Annotated in this window: 12 protein-coding genes; 7 read left to right on the forward strand and 5 right to left on the reverse strand. The window is 46.3% G+C overall.

The annotated features are described in order from the left end of the window. Positions 1–391 precede the first annotated feature (391 nt). The 5 genes from hemE to NDI44_RS16125 all read left to right on the forward strand — a co-directional run bounded on the left by hemE (position 392) and on the right by NDI44_RS16125 (position 7,971). Complete coding sequence (gene hemE, locus NDI44_RS16105; protein ID WP_190411105.1) at positions 392–1,441, forward strand: uroporphyrinogen decarboxylase; 1,050 nt, start codon at positions 392–394, stop codon at positions 1,439–1,441. Positions 1,442–1,500: 59 nt separating this feature from the next. Then, positions 1,501–2,478 carry an NAD(P)-dependent oxidoreductase gene (locus tag NDI44_RS16110; protein WP_190411106.1) on the forward strand — a complete coding sequence of 326 codons (978 nt, stop codon included), beginning with the start codon at positions 1,501–1,503 and terminating at the stop codon, positions 2,476–2,478. Between the two features lie 269 nt (positions 2,479–2,747). Then, positions 2,748–4,349 (forward strand): B12-binding domain-containing radical SAM protein, encoded by a 1,602-nt coding sequence (locus NDI44_RS16115; protein WP_190411107.1) that lies wholly within the window; start codon positions 2,748–2,750, stop codon positions 4,347–4,349. Positions 4,350–4,704: 355 nt separating this feature from the next. Continuing rightward, a complete protein-coding gene (locus NDI44_RS16120) occupies positions 4,705–6,291 on the forward strand; it encodes a B12-binding domain-containing radical SAM protein (RefSeq protein ID WP_190411108.1) in 1,587 nt (528 codons plus the stop codon). 90 nt (positions 6,292–6,381) lie between these two features. Beyond that, positions 6,382–7,971 carry a B12-binding domain-containing radical SAM protein gene (locus NDI44_RS16125; protein ID WP_190411109.1) on the forward strand — a complete coding sequence of 530 codons (1,590 nt, stop codon included), beginning with the start codon at positions 6,382–6,384 and terminating at the stop codon, positions 7,969–7,971. Positions 7,972–8,186: 215 nt separating this feature from the next. Here NDI44_RS16125 and NDI44_RS16130 read toward each other — a convergent pair whose 3' ends face one another. The 5 genes from NDI44_RS16130 to gyrB form a co-directional block, all read right to left on the reverse strand. After that, the gene (locus NDI44_RS16130; RefSeq protein WP_190411110.1) at positions 8,187–8,735 is read right to left on the reverse strand and encodes a DoxX family protein; all 549 of its coding nucleotides are present in this window, start codon (positions 8,733–8,735) and stop codon (positions 8,187–8,189) included. A 225-nt stretch (positions 8,736–8,960) separates the two neighbouring features. Further along, positions 8,961–9,800 (reverse strand): DUF1838 family protein, encoded by an 840-nt coding sequence (locus NDI44_RS16135; RefSeq protein ID WP_190411111.1) that lies wholly within the window; start codon positions 9,798–9,800, stop codon positions 8,961–8,963. 44 nt (positions 9,801–9,844) lie between these two features. Beyond that, positions 9,845–11,773 (reverse strand): ABC transporter ATP-binding protein, encoded by a 1,929-nt coding sequence (locus tag NDI44_RS16140; protein WP_190411112.1) that lies wholly within the window; start codon positions 11,771–11,773, stop codon positions 9,845–9,847. An 89-nt stretch (positions 11,774–11,862) separates the two neighbouring features. Then, positions 11,863–12,840: a type IV pilin-like G/H family protein gene (locus NDI44_RS16145; protein WP_190411113.1), complete on the reverse strand. Its 978-nt coding sequence runs from the start codon at positions 12,838–12,840 to the stop codon at positions 11,863–11,865. 437 nt (positions 12,841–13,277) lie between these two features. Further along, on the reverse strand, positions 13,278–15,221 hold the full coding sequence (gene gyrB, locus NDI44_RS16150; RefSeq protein ID WP_190411114.1) for a DNA topoisomerase (ATP-hydrolyzing) subunit B: 1,944 nt from the start codon (positions 15,219–15,221) through the stop codon (positions 13,278–13,280). Between the two features lie 375 nt (positions 15,222–15,596). On the opposite strand from gyrB, the gene miaA reads away from it, so the two are divergent. Both miaA and NDI44_RS16160 read left to right on the forward strand, forming a co-directional pair. Continuing rightward, a complete protein-coding gene (miaA, locus tag NDI44_RS16155) occupies positions 15,597–16,523 on the forward strand; it encodes a tRNA (adenosine(37)-N6)-dimethylallyltransferase MiaA (protein ID WP_190411229.1) in 927 nt (308 codons plus the stop codon). Positions 16,524–17,089: 566 nt separating this feature from the next. Further along, entirely contained in the window at positions 17,090–20,242 is a 3,153-nt protein-coding gene (locus NDI44_RS16160; protein ID WP_190411115.1) for a PAS domain S-box protein, read from the forward strand. Positions 20,243–20,249: the final 7 nt, after the last annotated feature.

Here is a 20,249-nt window from a genome sequence, read left to right on the forward strand (position 1 = left end):
ATCATCGACGGAGCAGAACAGGTCTTCTAGACTGAACATGGGGTAAGCAGATGGATGAGAATTCGCGCTTTCAGCCTATCTGTTTTGCCCCTCTCTTATCCCGAACTCACGTTCAATAGGTAGTTAAAAAAGCACGCAACAGAAAAACCCGGTTGATTCAAGAAGCCGGGTTTTTCGCGTGTCGGAGAGTCACTCAGGCTCGCTGACTACTACTAGGGAAACGCACATTCCATGTCTCTAGGAGTTGATACCCTATCTAGAAGGGTTTAGCGTGGATTGCCTCTCTCATGGCGGGCAAACTCAAGAGAAGCGATCGCAAAACTAAACTTGGGGAATCCGACAATGATAAGCTAAACAAATGCCTTTAAATAAGTCTTTAGGTGAAGTGTAAATGACCGTTGCAACCCAAGTTCCGTATCTGCTGAGGGCAGCCCGTGGTGAAGTTTTAGACCGTCCGCCAGTGTGGATGATGCGGCAAGCGGGTAGATATATGAAAGCTTATCGAGATTTAAGAGATAAGTATCCTGCGTTTCGCGATCGCTCGGAAAAAGTAGAACTGGCAATCGAAATCTCCCTACAGCCGTTTCGTGCCTTTGAGCCAGATGGGGTAATTTTATTTTCTGATATTTTAACTCCGTTGCCGGGACTTGGCATTCCCTTTGATATCATCGAAAGCCGAGGACCAGTCATCGATCCGCCCATCCGCAGCCAAGAGCAAATTGATAAACTGCATCCTCTAGAACCTGGGGAATCGCTGCCTTTTATCGGTGAAATTTTGCAAACATTACGCCAAGAAGTCGGCAACAAAGCAACTGTCTTGGGTTTTGTGGGTGCCCCTTGGACGCTGGCAGCGTATGCGATTGAGGGCAAAAGCTCGAAAGACTACGCAATTATTAAAAGTATGGCTTTTTCAGAGCCAACGATGCTGCATCAATTTTTGGGTAAATTGGCGGATGCGATCGCAACTTACGTCCGCTACCAAATTGATAGCGGTGCCCAAGTCATTCAAATGTTCGATTCTTGGGCAGGACAACTGAGTCCGCAAGATTACGAGACATTTGCTCTACCGTATCAGCAGCGAGTTTTCAACCAGGTAAAACAGACGCATCCGGATACTCCCCTGATTCTCTACATCAATGGTAGTGCTGGCATTCTGGAGAGGATGGCACAATCCGGCGCGGATATCGTCAGCGTAGATTGGACGGTAGACATGGCAGAGGCAAGGACAAGACTTGGCTCAAACATCGGTGTACAGGGAAATATGGACCCCTGTGCCTTATTTGGCTCAAAAGAGTTCATCCGCGATCGCATTTATGACACGATCCGCAAAGCCGGAAACAAAGGTCATATCATGAATCTCGGTCATGGTGTTTTACCCAGTACCCCCGAAGAAAACGTAGCTTTCTTCTTTGAAACTGCCAAATCAGTCAAAAATCATTAGTCATTAGTCATTGAACTAAAGACGAATCATTCTTGACTAAGGACGAATGACCAACCCTTATGAACCCCAAGCGGATTTTGGTAACTGGTGCGAGTGGCTGCATTGGTCACTACATTAGCGAAAGCCTGATTCAAGAAACCGAACACGAGCTGTATCTGTTAGTCAGAAATCCAGACAAACTGCAAATTGACTACCAATCTCGACCGGGAATCACCGTTGTAAAAGCTGATTTGCGAGACATTGAACGAGTGGGAAATCTACTCAAGACAATCGATGTCGCGATCTTAGCTGCAACCGCTTGGGGCGGCTCCCAAGCGGTATTTGACGTGAATGTGATTAAAACCATCCGGTTGCTAAACTTGCTCGACCCCGCAGTGTGCGAACAAGTCATTTACTTTTCTACCGCTAGCATCCTCGGACGCGACAACGAATTATTGAAAGAAGCGGGAGAACTAGGGACAGACTACATTCGTTCTAAGTATGACTGCTTGCAGCGCTTATCGAAATTAGCGATCGCACCCCGCATCACTACCCTCTTTCCGACCTTGGTTCTCGGAGGAGATGCCAACAAACCCTACTCCCATCTTTCTTCAGGATTGCCAGGGGTGGCAAAGTTGATTGACCTGATTCGCTTTTTTAAAGCCGACGGCAGTTTCCACTATATGCACGGGCGAGATATTGCCCAAGTGGTACGATTCCTGATCGAACATCCTCCTCGCCCCTCGGAACCTCGACAGCTGGTTTTGGGTCAAGCACCCATAACGGTCAACGAAGCCGTAGAAGAAGTTTGTGCTTATTTAGACAAGAAAATTTATTTTCGCGTGCCCCTGTCTCCCTGGCTAGCTGATTTCTTCATCCTCTTGTTCCGAATTCAGATGGCACCTTGGGATCGGTTCTGCTTGCGCTACCGTCATTTTACCTACCAAGATCCCGTCAACCCGGCTACCCTGGGTCTGCCGAATTACTGTGCCACATTCAGCGATGTGCTGAAAATAAGCGGAGTTCAAAAAAAGCAGCTGACAGCTAAGAACGAGTAGAAATTAGATTTAAAAGGTTGTTTTAACGCAAAGGTACGCAGAGGTTAGTGCAAAGGTACGCCAAGGAGGTTAGAGGCTGTCTTCAGAAGAGTTTCTTAGACATATCAAGACCTCTTACTGATTTTCTACGTACCTTTACGTCACCCTTGGCGTACCTTTGCGTTAAAAAAGCTATCAGACTTAACCTAAGCTTGCCAGATTCAGCTAGGCTCGTGTGCTATGTATTAGCTAATAGCTGAAATTTAAAAAGGTGTGAGGTTTTAAATTCAATGAAAGTTTTATTAGTTTATCCCCTGTTTCCTAAAACTTTTTGGTCTTACGAAAAAATTCTGGAATTAGTCAATCGCAAGGTTTTATTGCCGCCGCTGGGTTTAGTCACCGTGGCGGCAATTTTGCCTCAAGAGTGGGAATTCAAGCTGGTCGATCGAAATATCCGCACCGTTACAGAACAAGAGTGGGAATGGGCAGATGTTGTCATTCTCTCGGCAATGATTGTTCAGAAAGAGGATTTACTTGATCAAATCAAGGAAGCCAAGCGGCGCGGCAAACTGGTAGCGTGTGGTGGCCCTTACCCAACTTCTGTCCCGGAGGAAGCTCAAAAAGCGGGTGTAGATTATCTGATTTTAGATGAAGGGGAAATCACCCTGCCGATGTTTGTTGAGGCAGTTCAGCGGGGCGAAAAACAGGGGATTTTCCGTTCTAATGGGGAAAAACCCGATGTGACGACAACCCCGGTTCCTCGTTTTGATTTGCTGGAGTTTGATGCTTACGATTCAATGTCGGTGCAGTTTTCGCGGGGCTGTCCCTTCCAGTGCGAATTTTGCGACATTATTGTTTTGTATGGTCGCAAACCCCGGACGAAGGCACCGGAACAGCTATTAGCAGAGTTGGAGTATCTCTACCAATTGGGGTGGCGTCGTAGCGTTTTCATGGTGGATGATAACTTCATCGGCAATAAGCGCAACGTTAAGTTATTTCTCAAAGAGTTAAAAACCTGGCAAGCAGAACACCAGTATCCCTTCCGGTTTAATACAGAAGCTTCGATTGATTTGGCGCAAGACCAAGAACTGATGGATTTAATGGTGGAGTGCTATTTTGATGCGGTGTTTCTGGGAATTGAAACGCCAGATGAAGAGAGTTTGTCGCTAACGAAAAAGTTCCAAAATACGCGCAGTTCTCTGGGTGAGGCGGTGGAGGCAATTACGCGAACCGGATTGCGCCCAATGGCTGGGTTTATTATTGGCTTTGATGGGGAGAAAGCTGGCGCAGGCGATCGCATTGTCCGATTTGCCGAACAAAATGCGATTCCCACTACCACCTTTGCCATGCTGCAAGCCTTACCCAATACAGCGCTGTGGCATCGATTAGACAAGGAGGGTCGTCTACGGGGTAAAGATGGCAACATCAATCAAACCACCTTGATGAACTTTGTCCCCACTCGCCCCCTGCAAGAGATTGCCAGAGAATACGTTGAGGCTTTCTGGACACTATACGATGCCGAAAAGTTTTTGGATCGGACTTATCGCTGTTTCTTGATGCTGGGTGCGCCCAAATGCAAGGCTCCTGCTAAATTACCAAATTTAGTGGATCTGCGAGCGCTGCTGATTGTGATGTGGCGTCAGGGTGTCAAACGCACTACTCGCTGGAAGTTCTGGCACCACTTATTGAGCATCCTCAAACGCAATCCTGGTGTTTTTGAGCATTACATCGCAGTCTGCGCTCATAATGAGCATTTTCTAGAGTACCGCCAGATTGTGCGGGACGAAATTGACGCCCAGTTAGCTGAGTTTCAGGCAGAAGAAGCAAAACTGCAACAGATGGAAGATATCTCATCGGCATCTGTAAAAGAAAAAAATCCTGTCGGTGTATAAGACAGGGTTGTTTCGGGATTGCTAACAGAACAGGGGCTTTTGCGATCGCTCTGAAATGAAAAGGCTCGTTAACCGGCAGGAATCAAAATTACTGGTAGTGTCTGGGAGTAGGGAGGCAGAAAGTCCAGAGTCAGTAGGTGGATATCAGGTTCCCACTCCCCCCTAACCAACGGTTAACTACATTCGGCTACTGAGTTAGTTAGCATGGAATATCCATTCATCATTAGCGAAAACCTAGCGGCATATTGTATTCAGTCAATTTAATGACTCCTTCATGAGCGATCGCACGTCGAAAGTGATAGAACAATTTGCCCCTGCTACGAATCACTAAAATTAGTCCGAGGTTGCCAATTCAATGCGAGTTTTACTGCTTTATCCTTTATTTCCTAAAACTTTTTGGTCTTTTGAGAAAGTCCTAGAATTAGTGAATCGCAAGGTTTTATTGCCGCCGCTGGGTTTAGTGACGGTTGCCGCAATTTTGCCTCAAGAATGGGAATTCAAGCTGGTCGATCGAAACGTTCGCAACGTCACAGAAGACGAGTGGGAGTGGGCGGATTTGGTCATTCTCTCGGCAATGATTGTCCAGAAAGAGGATTTACTCGCTCAAATTCGAGAAGCCAAACGGCGCGGTAAAGCGGTTGCGGTAGGTGGCCCTTATCCGACTTCTGTGCCTGATGAAGCCACTAATGCGGGTGCAGATTATCTAATTTTGGATGAAGGGGAAATCACCCTGCCGATGTTTATGGAAGCGATCGCACGAGGTGACAAGGGTGGGATTTTCCGATCCGATGGGGAAAAACCGGATGTGACGACAACTCCTGTCCCGCGTTTTGATTTGCTGGAGTTTGATGCTTACGATACGATGTCGGTGCAGTTTTCGCGGGGTTGTCCTTTCCAGTGCGAATTTTGCGACATTATTGTTTTGTATGGTCGCAAACCCCGGACGAAGGCACCAGAACAGCTATTAGCGGAGTTAGAGTATCTCTACCAATTAGGGTGGCGTCGTAGCGTTTTCATGGTGGATGATAACTTCATCGGTAATAAGCGCAACGTCAAGTTATTTCTCAAAGAGTTAAAAACCTGGCAAGCGGAACACCAGTATCCCTTTAGCTTTAATACTGAAGCATCAGTTGACTTGGCGCAAGACCAAGAACTGATGGATTTAATGGTGGAGTGCAATTTTAATGCCGTGTTTCTGGGAATTGAAACGCCAGATGAAGCCAGTTTGCAGATGACGAAGAAGTTTCAAAATAACCGAACTTCGCTTGCTGACTCGGTAGAAACCATCACGCGGGCGGGGTTGCGGGTGATGGCTGGGTTTATCATTGGCTTTGATGGAGAAAAATCAGGCGCAGGCGATCGCATTGTCCGCTTTGCCGAACAAACAGCGATTCCGACCACCATTTTCGGAATGCTGCAAGCTTTACCCCACACTGCCCTCTGGTTCCGCCTAGAAAAAGAGGGGCGATTGCTGGATAGCGCATCGGGCAACCAGTTCAATGTGATGAATTTTATCCCGACCCGACCTGTAGAAGAGATTACCAGGGAATACATCAACGCCTTCTGGGACTTATACGATGCTGAAAAGTTTTTAGATCGGGCTTACCGCCATTTTCTGATGCTGGGCGCACCGAAAGTAAAGGTTCCGTTTAAAATGCCTGGTTTAATGGAGTTGAGGGCTTTAGCAATTGTGGCATGGCGACAAGGCATTAAGCGTCACACTCGCTGGAAGTTCTGGCACCACTTGTTTAGTATCATCAAACGCAATCCTGGCGTTTGGGATCATTACCTCACCGTCTGTGCCCACAACGAGCATTTTCTTGAATATCGCCAAATTGTCAAAGACCAAATTGAGGTGCAGTTAGCTGAGTATCTAGCACAACAATCGAAACAGGAAGCTAAAGTTTCTTCTGTGAAAAACAGTGTCGGTGCAAGTGCGTGATATCAAGTGAAAAATGGGGAATTAGAAATTTTTTACCCATTTTTCATTTCTTCTCATCAATGACCAATTAAGCGTGAGGATTGTCAATTAATGCGAGTTTTACTTTTATATCCACTATTTCCGAAAAGTTTTTGGTCCTTTGAAAAAACTTTAGCCTTGCTAAATCGTAAGGCAATGTTGCCGCCTTTAGGTTTAGTGACCGTTGCCGCAATTTTGCCCCAAGAGTGGGAGTTTAAGTTAGTAGATCGAAATGTTACCCAAATAACTGAAGCTGAATGGGCATGGGCAGATTTAGTAATTCTGTCGGCAATGATTGTCCAAAAAGAAGATTTGCTAGATCAAATCAAAGAAGCAAAGCAAAGGGGTAAGTTAGTCGCAGTCGGCGGCCCTTATCCCACCGCTTTACCTCAAGAAGTAGAATCGGTAGGCGCAGATTATTTGATTTTGGATGAAGGGGAAATCACCCTGCCGATGTTTGTGGAGGCAGTGCAACGTGGCGAAACTTCAGGAACTTTTCGGGCGGGAGGAGAGAAGCCGGATGTCAGTTCCACACCCGTTCCCCGCTTTGATTTACTAGATTTTGACGCTTATTCAGAAATGTCTGTGCAGTTTTCGCGGGGATGCCCATTTCAATGCGAATTCTGCGACATTATTGTCCTTTACGGACGCAAACCGCGCACAAAAACGCCATCTCAATTATTAGCAGAATTAGAACGCCTTTATGAGTTGGGTTGGCGACGTAGCATCTTTATGGTGGATGACAATTTTATCGGGAATAAGCGGAATGTCAAGTTATTCCTGAAAGAGTTGCAACCGTGGATGGTGGAACATCAGTACCCTTTCTCTTTTGCGACGGAAGCATCGGTGGATTTGGCAAAAGATCAAGAATTGATGGATATGATGGTTCAGTGTAATTTTGGAGCGGTGTTTTTAGGAATTGAAACACCCGATGAGGAGAGTTTAGCACTGACTCAGAAGTTCCAAAATACGCGAGATTCATTAAGTGATTCCGTTCAAGCGATCGCGCGATCGGGATTGCGGGTGATGGCTGGGTTTATCGTAGGCTTTGATGGAGAAAAACCCGGTGCAGGCGATCGCATTGTCAACTTTGTCGAGAAAACGGCAATTCCCACCGCTTTATTTAGTATGTTGCAAGCTTTACCCGATACCGCCCTTTGGCATCGGTTAAAGAAAGAAGGGCGGCTACGAGGTGAATCTGCCAACATCAATCAAACGACATTGATGAACTTTGTGCCCACACGTCCTCTAGAAGACATTGCCCGCGAATACATCGATGCATTTTGGACATTGTACGATCCGGAGCGTTTTCTAGACCGCACTTATCGTCACTTTCGCATATTAGGAGAAGCGACGTATCCGAATAAGGGAAAACGTGCGAAGAAGAAAATAGATTGGGTTGTGATTCGAGCCTTATTAATCATTTGTTGGCGACAAGGTGTGCTTCGTAAAACTCGCTGGCAGTTCTGGCGCAACTTGTTTAGTATGTATCGCCACAATCGAGGCGGAATCAGCAGTTATTTAGCAGTTTGCGCTCAAATTGAGCATTTCGTAGAGTATCGCCAGATTGTCAAAGAGCAAATTGAGGCGCAGTTGGCAGAGTTTATGGCAGAAGACGCGGTTCAACAGCCGCAAGAGGTGAAAACCCCAGTGAATGCGTAGGGTAGACGACACCTCAGATCCTCCAAACCCCTATTATTTAAGAGACTGACTTAATAATGGGGTTTGGAGAATCGCAGAATAGCGCCCATAAAGTGACTGAGGATGAGCAATTCCTTTATTTAAAACTGGTATATAGCAATCCTGTTTTAGTTGCGAGATGCCAGTGGTTTAAATCCCCAACTTATCCAAGAAGTCGGGAATCTTGCTTTCAGAAATCATTTAGGACTGGTATAGGAAGACAAACGTTTTTGCCGTCTGCGTCTTGTCCAAAAGTTGTTGGCAAAGTTGAGTATGTTTTTGTCGCGATGATCTCCTGAACCTGCAACAGTCCGCCTGTTGCCAAGCCAGCGATCGATGGAGTAAATATTGAAGCTGCTACCAGCTAGCAATATAAATAGCACAATCCCGTAGATAAGCATCGTTTGTGCTGCACCCCAGTTTTGTATGGATGTGACACCCATCATCAAGACGATCATCAGGATAAATGTTGCGATTAGGGCGCTGCGCGTTGCTAATCCAATGGAGATCAATACTCCCACGATTAATTCAACCGGGGGTACTAAGTAAGAATTGATCCTCACCAAAAATTCCGGGAAATAAGAATTTGCAAGTTGGTTGACAGTATTTTCAGCAAAACCGGGAATATTGCCGATGCGAGTAAAGCCGTGATTAAAGTAATTCACGCCGATCAGAATTCGCAGCAACAAATAGGCGATCGCAATATCCCTAGTTTTTAGACCAATATAGGGTCTATTTTCAGTCATTGCTATAACTCCAACTGTGTTACTTAAACTTTAATTGATTTTAACTGTAGAGATTTGAATTAATTAAAGTTTAATGAGAAATGAATTAGCCAAGCTAAACCTACCAACCCAAATAAGTCTGTTTTTTCCCTTTTTGAATAGCAGCCAACAAGCGCTATTCTCTGAGTGTTGAAGTTATAAGGTAAAATCCTGAGTTTTGTTATTTGTCAAGAGTAAGAATCGGCTTTATTCAATACAAGGCTCATCTATAATCGGGGCGGGTAGTGGAAATTCTTCTCCTCGTAGGTAGGCATCAAATTGTTCGTCAAAACGGCTCCAACTGGTAGCAATCGAACGCTGAATTCTACAGGTTGGAGCTTCGCGGAATAAAGGCAGCCGATGTTCGATTTGTTCTTTAATGGCTACAGGGATATCTTCAAATACATCAGTTTTATTGCCAGTGTAATTTAAGACTAAAAAGCCGGGTTTCCCCTTCATTTTCATCCACGGTTCCCACGGCCCCATGCGGTAATAAGAAAGTGTAACAGCGCGATTGTCGCTAGCACTGATGGGTTCGTCAGATAGTATTTTTGTCGGAAAAATAAATTTGTAGGAATCCGACGATTGGACATACTTCTCTGGCGAATAATCTGCAAACTTGGGGTTCGTTGATAACGGGTTGGGCAGTTTCATATTGAAATCTAATGAAACTGAGGATATTTCTGAAGTTATGTGAGCATCTATCTGTTGTGGAATCTGGAACTCCTGGTAGTCATAAGAACGGTGCATAATATTCAGTGTTTCACCTGACCAGGGGTTTTTCCAACTTTTTAGAATTTCTCCAGTTTTGGGATCGAGATAAAGTGTAATTTTACGACTTACAAGCGTCCAGCGGGATGTTGAATTATCTTGAATACAGCGCGAGATATCAACGCCTAAGAAATCAAACAGATGAACAGGTTGATCGTTATCTATCGGATGGGCATACATAGCACCTGTAGCCGGGAAATAGTGAGTTTTACTGTCACTGCTACAGCGTAGTTTGACAAACTGCTCATCGGTAATTGTTGATTTCGTTAAGGTCATAGTTTGCGCTTCCCCAAAGTATAGATTGAGCTAAGGATGAATACTTAACTAGTAATTTCTCGCCCTCCTACTGATATCTTGATTCGGTCTTGCTGACGCTGCTGAATCTGTTCTAGACTGCCGGTAGGAATAGCGGCAATTAATTGGCGCGTGTATTCTTGCTTCGGTTCGCGGTAGAGATTTTCGGCGGAGCCAATTTCTTCGATTTTGCCCCGATTCATGACCATAATGCGATCGCTCATAAATTTCACCACGCTCAAGTCATGAGAAATAAAGATGTAAGTTAAGCCAAATTCACTTTGGACTTCTTTGAGCAAATTCAGCACTTGCGCTTGTACGGAAACATCTAGCGCCGAGACGGATTCGTCGCAGATGATGAATTTGGGATTGAGTGCCAAAGCACGAGCAATACAAACCCGCTGGCGCTGTCCGCCAGAAAACTCGTGGGGATAGCGATTCATCCAGGCAGGATTTAAGCCTACACGCTCTAAGAGATAGGCTGCGCGATCGCGTCTTTCCTTAGAATTCTTCCCATAGTGATGGATTTGTAGCGGTTCCATCACCGCATCTCCAATTTTTAGACGCGGATCGAGAGAACTAAAGGGATTTTGGAAGACAATTTGCATCTCGCGTCGCAATTGCCGCAGCCGCCGATTACTGACTTTTGTAATATCTTCCCCTTCAAACTCGATCTGCCCGCTTGTGGGTTCGATCAAACGCAGGATGGTACGCGCTAAGGTACTTTTGCCACAGCCGGATTCTCCCACCAATCCCAGCGTTTCGCCGGGATAAACATCAAATGAGATGCCATTCACCGCCATCAAATAGCGTTTGGTTTGACCAAACATTCCCTGGATTGGGAAGCCAACTTGGAGGTCTCGGACAGAGAGTAGAGCTTTTTCAGTGGTAGAGATGGGATCTATCGCTTCTGGGTTTTGAGTGGAACCCAGAATTTCTTCTGACTCCTGACTCTTAACGCCTATTTTTTCTCGAATCTCGATTTCGCCGCTAGGTGTCTTCACCACTTCCATAAAGTCAGCGACGGTCGGCAGGTATTTCAACCGGCGGTTAAGGCTGGGGCGACAGGCTAACAAACCTTTGGTATAAGGATGTTGAGGGTTAGAAAAGATTTGCTCAACTGAGCCGTATTCAACTATTTTGCCTTGATACATCACGGCGACAACGTCGGCAATTTCAGCAATTACCCCCAAGTCGTGACCGATAAACATCATCGACATCCCACGGGCGTCGCGTAACTCCCGCAATAGATCCAGAATCGTCGCTTGAACCGTTACATCCAAGGCGGTTGTCGGTTCGTCAGCAATCAATACCGCTGGATTGCAGGAAATAGCCATTGCAATCATCATCCGCTGCAATTGCCCGCCGGAGAGTTCGTGGGGGTAGCGATCCAGCATTGCCAATTTTTGCTGATTGACCTGCTGATTAATTTCCGCTTCGCTATCTCTTCTGGCTTCTGGTCTTTCTTCTAGATAGCGTTGTCGCATCTCTTCATCGCTAGCGAGGAGTTTGACTTCTTGGAGACGCGCGATCGCTTGCCGCCTCGCCTCGGCAGGCGTTACATTTTGATGCTGACGGATTGCCTCGACTAACTGAAACCCACACGTAAAAACTGGGTTTAAGGAACTCATCGGTTCCTGGAAAATCATCGAAATCTGACCACCCCGATACTTCCGCAACTCCTCTGCACTCAGATCCCGCAGATTCACTACAGATCCGCCTCGTTCCTGGGAGTTTTGAAACCAAATTTCACCGCCGCTAATCTTCCCCGGAGTTGGCACCAGACCCATGACGGCGAGGGAAGTCACCGATTTACCCGATCCCGACTCTCCCACAATGCCCAAAGTCTGCCCGCGACTCAGTTTGAAGGAAATACCATCAACTGCCAAAATTTGCTTTTCATCAGTTAAAAATTGAACTTGCAGGTTGCGGATGTCTAAAACGGTGTCACTCATGGCAGTCAAGGCGAGAAATTTAACTGGATTTTAACAATCGATGCGATCGCGAGAGAATCAATCGGGTTGTTGATAGCGACGGCAGCCGATTACTGTAACAGACGCGAACCCGATGGACATTGAACTGCTGATGAGCCACTCTGCGGCGGTTTCGGCATCGCTGGAGCCGAGGTTGAGGGGCGCTGGGTTTCGCAAACCGCTACGAGGGTGGTGGCTTCACCGTTCTTTTTGGTGGCAAATACCGCACCTGTGTAGCTATGAATTTCAGCATTCTTGGCTTGGGCGGCGATCATCACGCTTTGGGCGTCCTTTCCGGGTGATACCAACCGATAGTTGTAATACACGCTGGCTGGCTCGCCTCCTAAACCTAAATCTTCAGTGTTTGTGGCAAATTTGCCTTTCTGCTGATAATAAGCCTGTTGCGCTTTGTTTACCATCGCGATATACAGTTTGGCTTCCGTTTGCGGTTTGGGAAGCTGCGAATCTTCGGACACTTGACTCTGTGCATTTTCCAGCTCAATTACTTTGGCGTCTTTGGGTAATGTCGCGCTGTCGGAAATTTTCTCAAATATCGTTGCCTTGGGAGTAAAAGCATTGGGTCTGGGTTGTCCAGCTTGCCGTCCCTCTAATTCCAGACGTAGTTTACCGCGATCGATAAATTCAAAAATGCTCAGGATGCTCTCTTTTTTGCTAAAAACCAGGTCAAGTTGTCCCGGTTTAGCCTGGGAATTAACCTTGTACTTAATTCCGACGGCAACCGGAGGTCCATCAGACGTTGGAAATACAATGAATAATTTTCCCTCTGGCGCAAATATAAATGTGACCAACTCCCCGGTTTGCGGATCTTCGGCTTGCCATTGCCCTACAAATTGCTGGGTGGCGGTCGTTGCTGGTGTGGTTTTGGTTGGAGTCGCTGCGGGTGCGGGTTTGGCTGGGGTATTTGCCGATGTCCCTAGGATACCTGTCACCAGGATGCCGTTGATTGCGATTAATAAGCTAGATACAATCAACTTGTTGTTAACTGGGAGTTTCACTAGTTTGGCAAAGTTGATGATAAAGTGATTCATTACTTTTTGGTGTTTGCTTGATATTTTTTATCCAAATTTTGATGATTTTCCTGTGAAATGTCGGAGATTAAATTAGTAAGACATGAAATTGCAAATATAGTTTCCTTCAAGTTATAACATAGCCAAGCTATAGCAATTCTATTTGAGTGATGAGCTGGCTCTTAAGATCCCGATTTTTAGAGAAGTCGGTTTTTTTTCTTCATAAATCATTTAGAGCCGCTTTATAGCCTTTTGCAGGCTTCGATGTCACAGAAAAAACAGCGATCGCGTTCTTTTGGTGCAGTGTTGATGGGAAATCTAGCGCAGGGGCTTTAAAAGACAAAAGTATGGTTAAGTTCTTAATTAACCATACTTTTGTAACAAGGCAACCTTATGTACTAATCATTTTTACATTAGTTGCCCAATTTTGGGGTATTCAATCATTTCAACCGGAGAATCTAAATATCTAGATCGTTGAGATTGAGACGAGGGCCATAGGTTTCGATAAATTCGCGGCGGGGTGCAACGCGATCGCCCATTAGAACGGTAAAGATGCGATCGGCTTCCGCCGCATCTTCAATTTCCACCCGTTTGAGAGTGCGAGTTTCCGGGTTCATGGTAGTATCCCACAACTGTTGCGGCATCATTTCACCCAAACCTTTGAATCGCTGGATGGTGTAGTTGGCATTAGCGGGAAACTCATGCTGAATCAGGTTTGCCATTTCGCGATCGCTATAGCAATAGTAATGATTGCGTCCGCGTTCTACCTTATAGAGTGGAGGACAAGCGATATAGATGTAACCCTGCTCGATTAGCGCCCGTTGATAGCGATAGAAGAACGTTAATAACAGCGTCCGAATGTGCGCCCCATCTACATCGGCGTCAGTCATAATCACGATGCAGTGATAGCGCAGCTGAGAAGCATCGAACTCCTCACCCTTAACACCCAATCCCAGTGCGGTGATTAGCGCCTGGATCTCCGTGTTTTTATAGATTTTGGCATCGTCGGTTTTCTCAATGTTGAGAATTTTACCGCGCAATGGGAGGATGGCTTGGTTGCGTCTGTCGCGTCCTTGTTTGGCACTTCCTCCGGCTGAGTCCCCTTCTACGATATAAATCTCAGATTCCGAGGGATCTCGCGTACTGCAATCGGCTAATTTACCCGGTAAAGGAGAAGATTCCAAAACCGATTTGCGGCGCACTAACTCTCGTGCGTGACGCGCTGCTTCGGCGGCTTTGAAAGCTTGAATTGCTTTCTCCAGAATCGCATCGCCAACGTTTGGGCGAAACTCTAAATACTCTGTGAGAACTTCGCCAACTAGGGAATCAACAATTCCCCGGACTTCGGTGTTACCGAGTTTGGTTTTAGTTTGTCCTTCAAATTCCGGATCGGGGACTTTGACGGAGATAACCCCCGTTAAACCCTCGCGGACATTCTCCCCACCGAGGTTCGGTTCATTTTCTTTGATTTTATTGCGCTTGCGAGCGATCGTATTCAGCGTCCGCGTCAGCACCGCCTTCAACCCTTCCAGGTGAGTACCGCCGTCAACTGTACGAATATTATTTGCAAACCCCAGCAGAGTATCTGTATAGGCATCGACGCACCACTGCAACGCCACCTCTACTTGTACATTGTTGCGTTCGCCGGATACATAGATAATTTCTTCGTGGAGAGCCTGTTTATCGCTATTCATATAGGCGATATACTCTTTAATACCTCCTTCATAACAGTAGGTTTCTACTCTTGGCTCTCCACCCTTAACTAATTCCAGGCGGTTGTCAGTAAACGTGATTTTGACACCCGCATTTAAGTAAGCCAGTTCCCGCAAACGACTTGCCAAGGTGGTGTAATCAAACTCAATGCCAGTCGTCACAAAAATCTGTAAATCTGGCTTGAAACTAATCGAGGTGCCTGTCCTCGCTTCTTTAATTGGCGTTGCCTTGAGTTCGGTGACAGGAATACCCCGCTCAAAGCGCATGATATGCTCCCGATTCTCGCGCCAAACGGTTACTTCCACCCACTCAGACAAGGCATTGACTACGGAGATCCCAACACCGTGCAAACCACCAGAAACCTTGTAACCGCCGCCGCCAAATTTCCCTCCGGCGTGCAGCACCGTCATCACCGTTTCCAAAGCTGATTTGCCTGTAGTGGGATGAGTATCTGTGGGAATCCCTCGTCCATCGTCTGTCACCGTCACCGAACCATCGGCGTTTATGTCTATCTCCACATGGGTGCAATAGCCAGCCAGAGCCTCATCAATAGAGTTGTCCACCACCTCGTAAACTAGATGATGGAGTCCCCTAGGGCCAGTCGAACCGATGTACATCCCCGGTCTTTTCCGGACTGGTTCAAGACCTTCTAGAACTTGAATCTGATCGGCACTGTAACTGCTCGTCATGAATAAGGATTCTCCAATAATGGCTTGGAAGCCCACCGGGACTTCAAAAATGTAAAAACACTCCAAAATTATAACACAAAAGGTTCCGGGGCGACTGTAGGGCGATTTCAAGAGATATTTGTTTAGGGGCTGTACCCAGTGAAAGGCAACAACGCAGGAAAGCACGGTGGCACAAGGGAACGGGAAGCAAGAGAAACAGACACAGGGAGCAGCGGAAAATTACCTGTTCACTCAGTCCTTAACCCTCAATCCTCAGCCCTCTTCACTCAATCCTCAGCTAACCCTCAGTCTTCAGCTAACCCTCAGTCCTCAGCCCTCAGTCCTCAGTCCTTAGCTAACCCTCAGTCCTCTTCACTCAGTCCTCAACCCTCAGCGCTGATTGTTATTTGTGGTGCTACCGCGACGGGAAAATCAGGACTGGCATTAGCATTGGCGCAGCGGCTGGGTTCTGTAATTCTTAGCGCTGATTCGCGTCAAGTGTACCGCGAATTTGATATCGGCACAGCTAAGCCAACAGATGCTGAGCGCAAGTTGGTACCGCACTACTTAATTGATATCTGCGATCCCGCAGAAACTTTGACAGTGGCAGATTACCAGCAGCAGACGCAAGCTTTAATTGCTGCTTTGGGCAAGGAAACTCCGCCTTTACTGGTGGGAGGAACGGGTTTATACATCCGTTCTATTGTGCAGGGGTTAAAAATTCCTAGAGTAGCGCCCCAAGAAGAATTGCGATCGCAACTGCAATCTCTCGGTCAAATCCAACTTTACGCTTTTCTACAACAAGTCGATCCCGTTGCCGCTCAGAAAATTCATCCTAACGATCCCGTGCGGACATTGCGAGCATTAGAAGTATTTTATGTGACGGGTCGCCCGATTTCAGAGCAGCAAGGAGAGAATCCACCCGATTATCCCATTCTCCAAATTGGCTTAGATTGCCCGGACTCTAGCTACCTTACTCACCGAATTGAACAGCGAACCGAACAGATGTTAGCCGCAGGGTGGGAAGCCGAGGTAAAAACCCTTTGTGAGAAATACGGTTGCAATCTGCCGCTGCTGGATACGCTAGGTTATAGGGAAATGAAGCAATATTTAGCTGGAGAGATTTCTCTATCGGACGCCAAAGAGTTAACCGTTTTGCACACTCGTCAATTTGCTAAGCGACAACGCACTTGGTTTCGTGCTTATCCCCAAATTGAGTGGTTTGAGGCAAATCAACCCGATTTATTGGAGCGCGTGTGGCAACGAGTGCTAGAGTTCATTGCCGCAAGTTGTCAGGATGTGCCTCCTCAAGCTAGATGCTAACTTCCTGTCCAATTTTATACTCTTGTAACTAAACTTAACTTCGTACATTTTCGAGTTGTATGGAAGTGATTTCTTTGCTTTCTTCTACAAGGAGTTGAAGGATTCGTGTATAGCAGATTACCCAGGAAATGCAATGATAAACTTTTCTGCTATATTAAACCGCCATCAACCTTTAGAGAGATTTTATAGAATTTATATATGAATAGGAAAACCATTTAATAGACTATGAAAACAGCAAAACCGCCTTTTTTAATTCCTACGGGTACAAATAACCCTTAGCAGTTGCGATCGCATTTCCGGCACTCTTCCGGTACTGTCGTAAAAGGCTGGAGACCTTTAGTTTGAGCGAGAATGTGTAGAATTTAGCGATTTTTATGTAGATTTTCCTGGAACTGTTAGTCAATTGGAGCGCCAGGGAACAATCTAGCTAGGGTTATCGGACGGAAAAGTTGATCGCTGAGACTTTCTCCTGCTTTTTCAGCATTGAGACATTTAGCGCGACAAGGCAGAACAAGCATTTTCAGATGATGGCTACCGAAATCCGGTCCAAGTAGGAATAAGTACTGATGAAAATTTTAGAGTCTAGTAAGGAAGCGGCGAGGCTAGAAGCTCTGCGCCGATATCGGATTCTTGATACAGAACCCGAAGAGGCATTCGACGATCTTGCCCATTTAGCGGCGCACGTTTGTGGAACCCCGATTGCGTTAATAAATTTTTTGGATAAAAACCGTCAGTGGTTTAAGTCAAAGGTGGGTTTAGAAGTATCAGAATTCCCCCGTGATAGCGGGTTCTGCCCCCTACTTGAGCAACACGAAATTTTAATGATTCCTGATACATTGGCTGATAAGAAGTTTGCCACTAATCCGGTCGTCATTGCTTGCCCCAGCGTCCGATTTTATGCGGGCGCACCGCTGATAACGCCTGAGGGACAGATAATCGGGACGATCTGTGTTGTTGATTATGTACCGCGAAACCTCAGTCCAGAACAAGTAGAGGCACTTAAAGCTTTAAGCCGCCAGGTAATTAGCCAACTAGAGCTACGGCGCAATTTAGCTGAAAAGGAACGCAGCATCGCTGCACGCGAACGAGCCGAGGAGGCGCTACAGCGAGCTGCTACCGAGAACCGGCACCTGGCACGGGCGATTACTTCAGCTTCTGAGGGAGTGATTATTACCGATCCGAACCAGCCAGACAACCCGATCGTTTACGCAAACCCAGCTTTCTCGCGGATCTCTGGGTATAAGCCAGAAGAAATTATGGGTCGCAACTGCCGTTTTCTGAAAGGTTCTGGCACAGATCCGCAAGCGATCGCTCAAATTCGCCAAGCGATCGCCGAACAAAAGGAGATTCAAACGACGCTGCTGAACTATCGAAAAGACGGTCAGCCATTCTGGAATGAATTAAGAATTTCGCCAGTATTTTCAGATGAGGGGAACTTACTCTACTTCGTAGGCTTGCAAACGGACATCTCCGCTCGTAAGCGGGCAGAGGAAGAGCGCGATCGCTTATTCACCCTCTCGTTGGATATGCTGTGTATTGCTAGTTTGGATGGCTATTTTAAGCGCGTAAACCCAGCTTTTGAGAAAACACTTGGGCTTTCTCAAGAAGAACTTTGCTGTACGCTACTGTTTAACTTTGTTCATCCTGAAGACCAAGGAAAAACCCGTGACGAATTCCAGAAACTTGCCACGGGCGAACCAACCATCGACTTTGAGAACCGCTACATCTGTCAGGATGGTTCGTATAAATGGCTATCCTGGACAGCCTCTCCAGTCGTTGAAGAAGGGTTGATGTATGCGATCGCCCGCGACATTACCGAGCGCAAAGCTAACGAGGAGGCATGGCGTCAAAGCGAAGAGCGGTTTCGCAATTTAGTCGAAACCACTAGCGATTGGGTCTGGGAGGTGGATGAAAACGTTGTTTACACGTATGTCAGTCCGAAGCTCCGCGACATTTTGGGTTATGAACCAGAAGAAGTTCTGGGCAAAACTCCCTTCGATCTCATGCCTCCGGAAGAAGCTTTTCGAGTTGCTAATATTTTTGGGCAAATGGCTGCCCTTGCACAACCCATTACGTGTCTTGAGAATACGACTGTTCACAAAGACGGTCATCTGGTTGTCCTAGAAACTAGTGCAGTTCCAGTTTGGAATTGTGATGGAAAATTCCAAGGTTATCGCGGCATGGATCGGGACATCACCGAGCGAAAGGAGGCAGAACAAAAAATCCGCAGACAAGCTGCCTTGCTAGATGTAACAACAGATGCAATTCTTGTGCGAAATCTAAAAGACAAAATCGTACTTTGGAGTAAAGGAGCTGAGTTACTGTACGGTTGGAAGGCGGAGGAAGTTCTGGGGAAAAATGTCTCGGAGATTTTGTACAACGATCCTTCGCCTCAACTCCTAGAAGCGCACAAGACTGTTAACAACAAAGGTGAATGGCAAGGTGAATTGTATAAAGTCACCAAAGAAGGCAAACAAATTGTCGTTGCCAGTCGTTGGAGTTTGGTGCGCGATGATGAAAACAACCCCAAATCAATCCTCTCTGTAGACACTGATATTACAGAGAAAAAACAACTTGAAGCACAGTTCCGCCGCGCCCAACGGATGGAGAGTATCGGTACTCTGGCTGGCGGCATTGCCCACGATCTAAACAATGTACTGACGCCAATTCTTGCCGCCATTCAAATCTTACAAATGGTAATTCCCGATCCGCGCAGTCAGCGGCTTTTGGATTTACTAGAAACAAATACTAAACGCGGTGCTGAGCTAATTAAGCAAGTCTTGTCATTTGCTCGAGGAGTTGAAGGTGAGCGAATGACCCTTCAAGTAGGGCACTTAATTGGGGAAATTCAGAAAATTGCCAAAGAGACCTTTCCTAAATCAATCGAAATCTATACAGATGTACGAATGATGGAACTTTGGCCTGTCTCTGGAGATGCCACTCAAGTACATCAGGTGTTGATGAATCTCTGCGTTAATGCCCGCGATGCGATGCCAGATGGTGGAGTCTTGAGTATCTCTGCCGAAAATCTTATCATCGATGAAAACTATGCCCGGATGAATATTGAGGCCAAAATGGGGCCTTATATCGTTATTACTATCTCGGATACTGGAAGTGGTATTCCTCCAGAAAGTTTAGAAAGAATTTTTGAACCATTTTTCACAACAAAAGAACTCGGTAAAGGCACAGGGCTAGGTCTGTCCACTGTGTTGGCAATCATTAAAGGTCATGACGGTTTTATCAATGTCTATAGCGAAGTAGGAAGAGGAACCCAATTTAAAGTTTATTTTCCAGCAACTAACACAACTACAACAGATCCAGAAGCTACGGAGCGTTATGAACTGCCCAGAGGTCACGGAGAATGGATTCTTGTGGTTGATGATGAACCAGCCATTCGAGAAGTAACCAAAACATCCCTAGAAGCCTATGACTATCGGGTACTCACTGCCAACGATGGAATTGAAGCGATCGCACTCTATGCCCAGCATCGCGCGGAAATCAATGTCGTGTTAATTGATATGATGATGCCTACGATGGATGGTCCAACCACCATCCGCGCCCTACAAAAAATGAACCCGCAGGTCAAAGTTGTTGCTGTGAGCGGCTTGGTTTCCAACCATAAGCTCCCAGCGATCGCAGGTGGCGTAGTTAAAAGATTTTTGTCGAAGCCCTACACCGCAGAAGATTTGTTGAAATCTATTCACGAGCTTCTAAGTTAGCGCTGTG

The sequence above is a fragment of the Trichocoleus sp. DQ-A3 genome (genome assembly GCF_039961975.1).
Taxonomy (GTDB): Bacteria; Cyanobacteriota; Cyanobacteriia; order Cyanobacteriales; family FACHB-T130; genus FACHB-T130.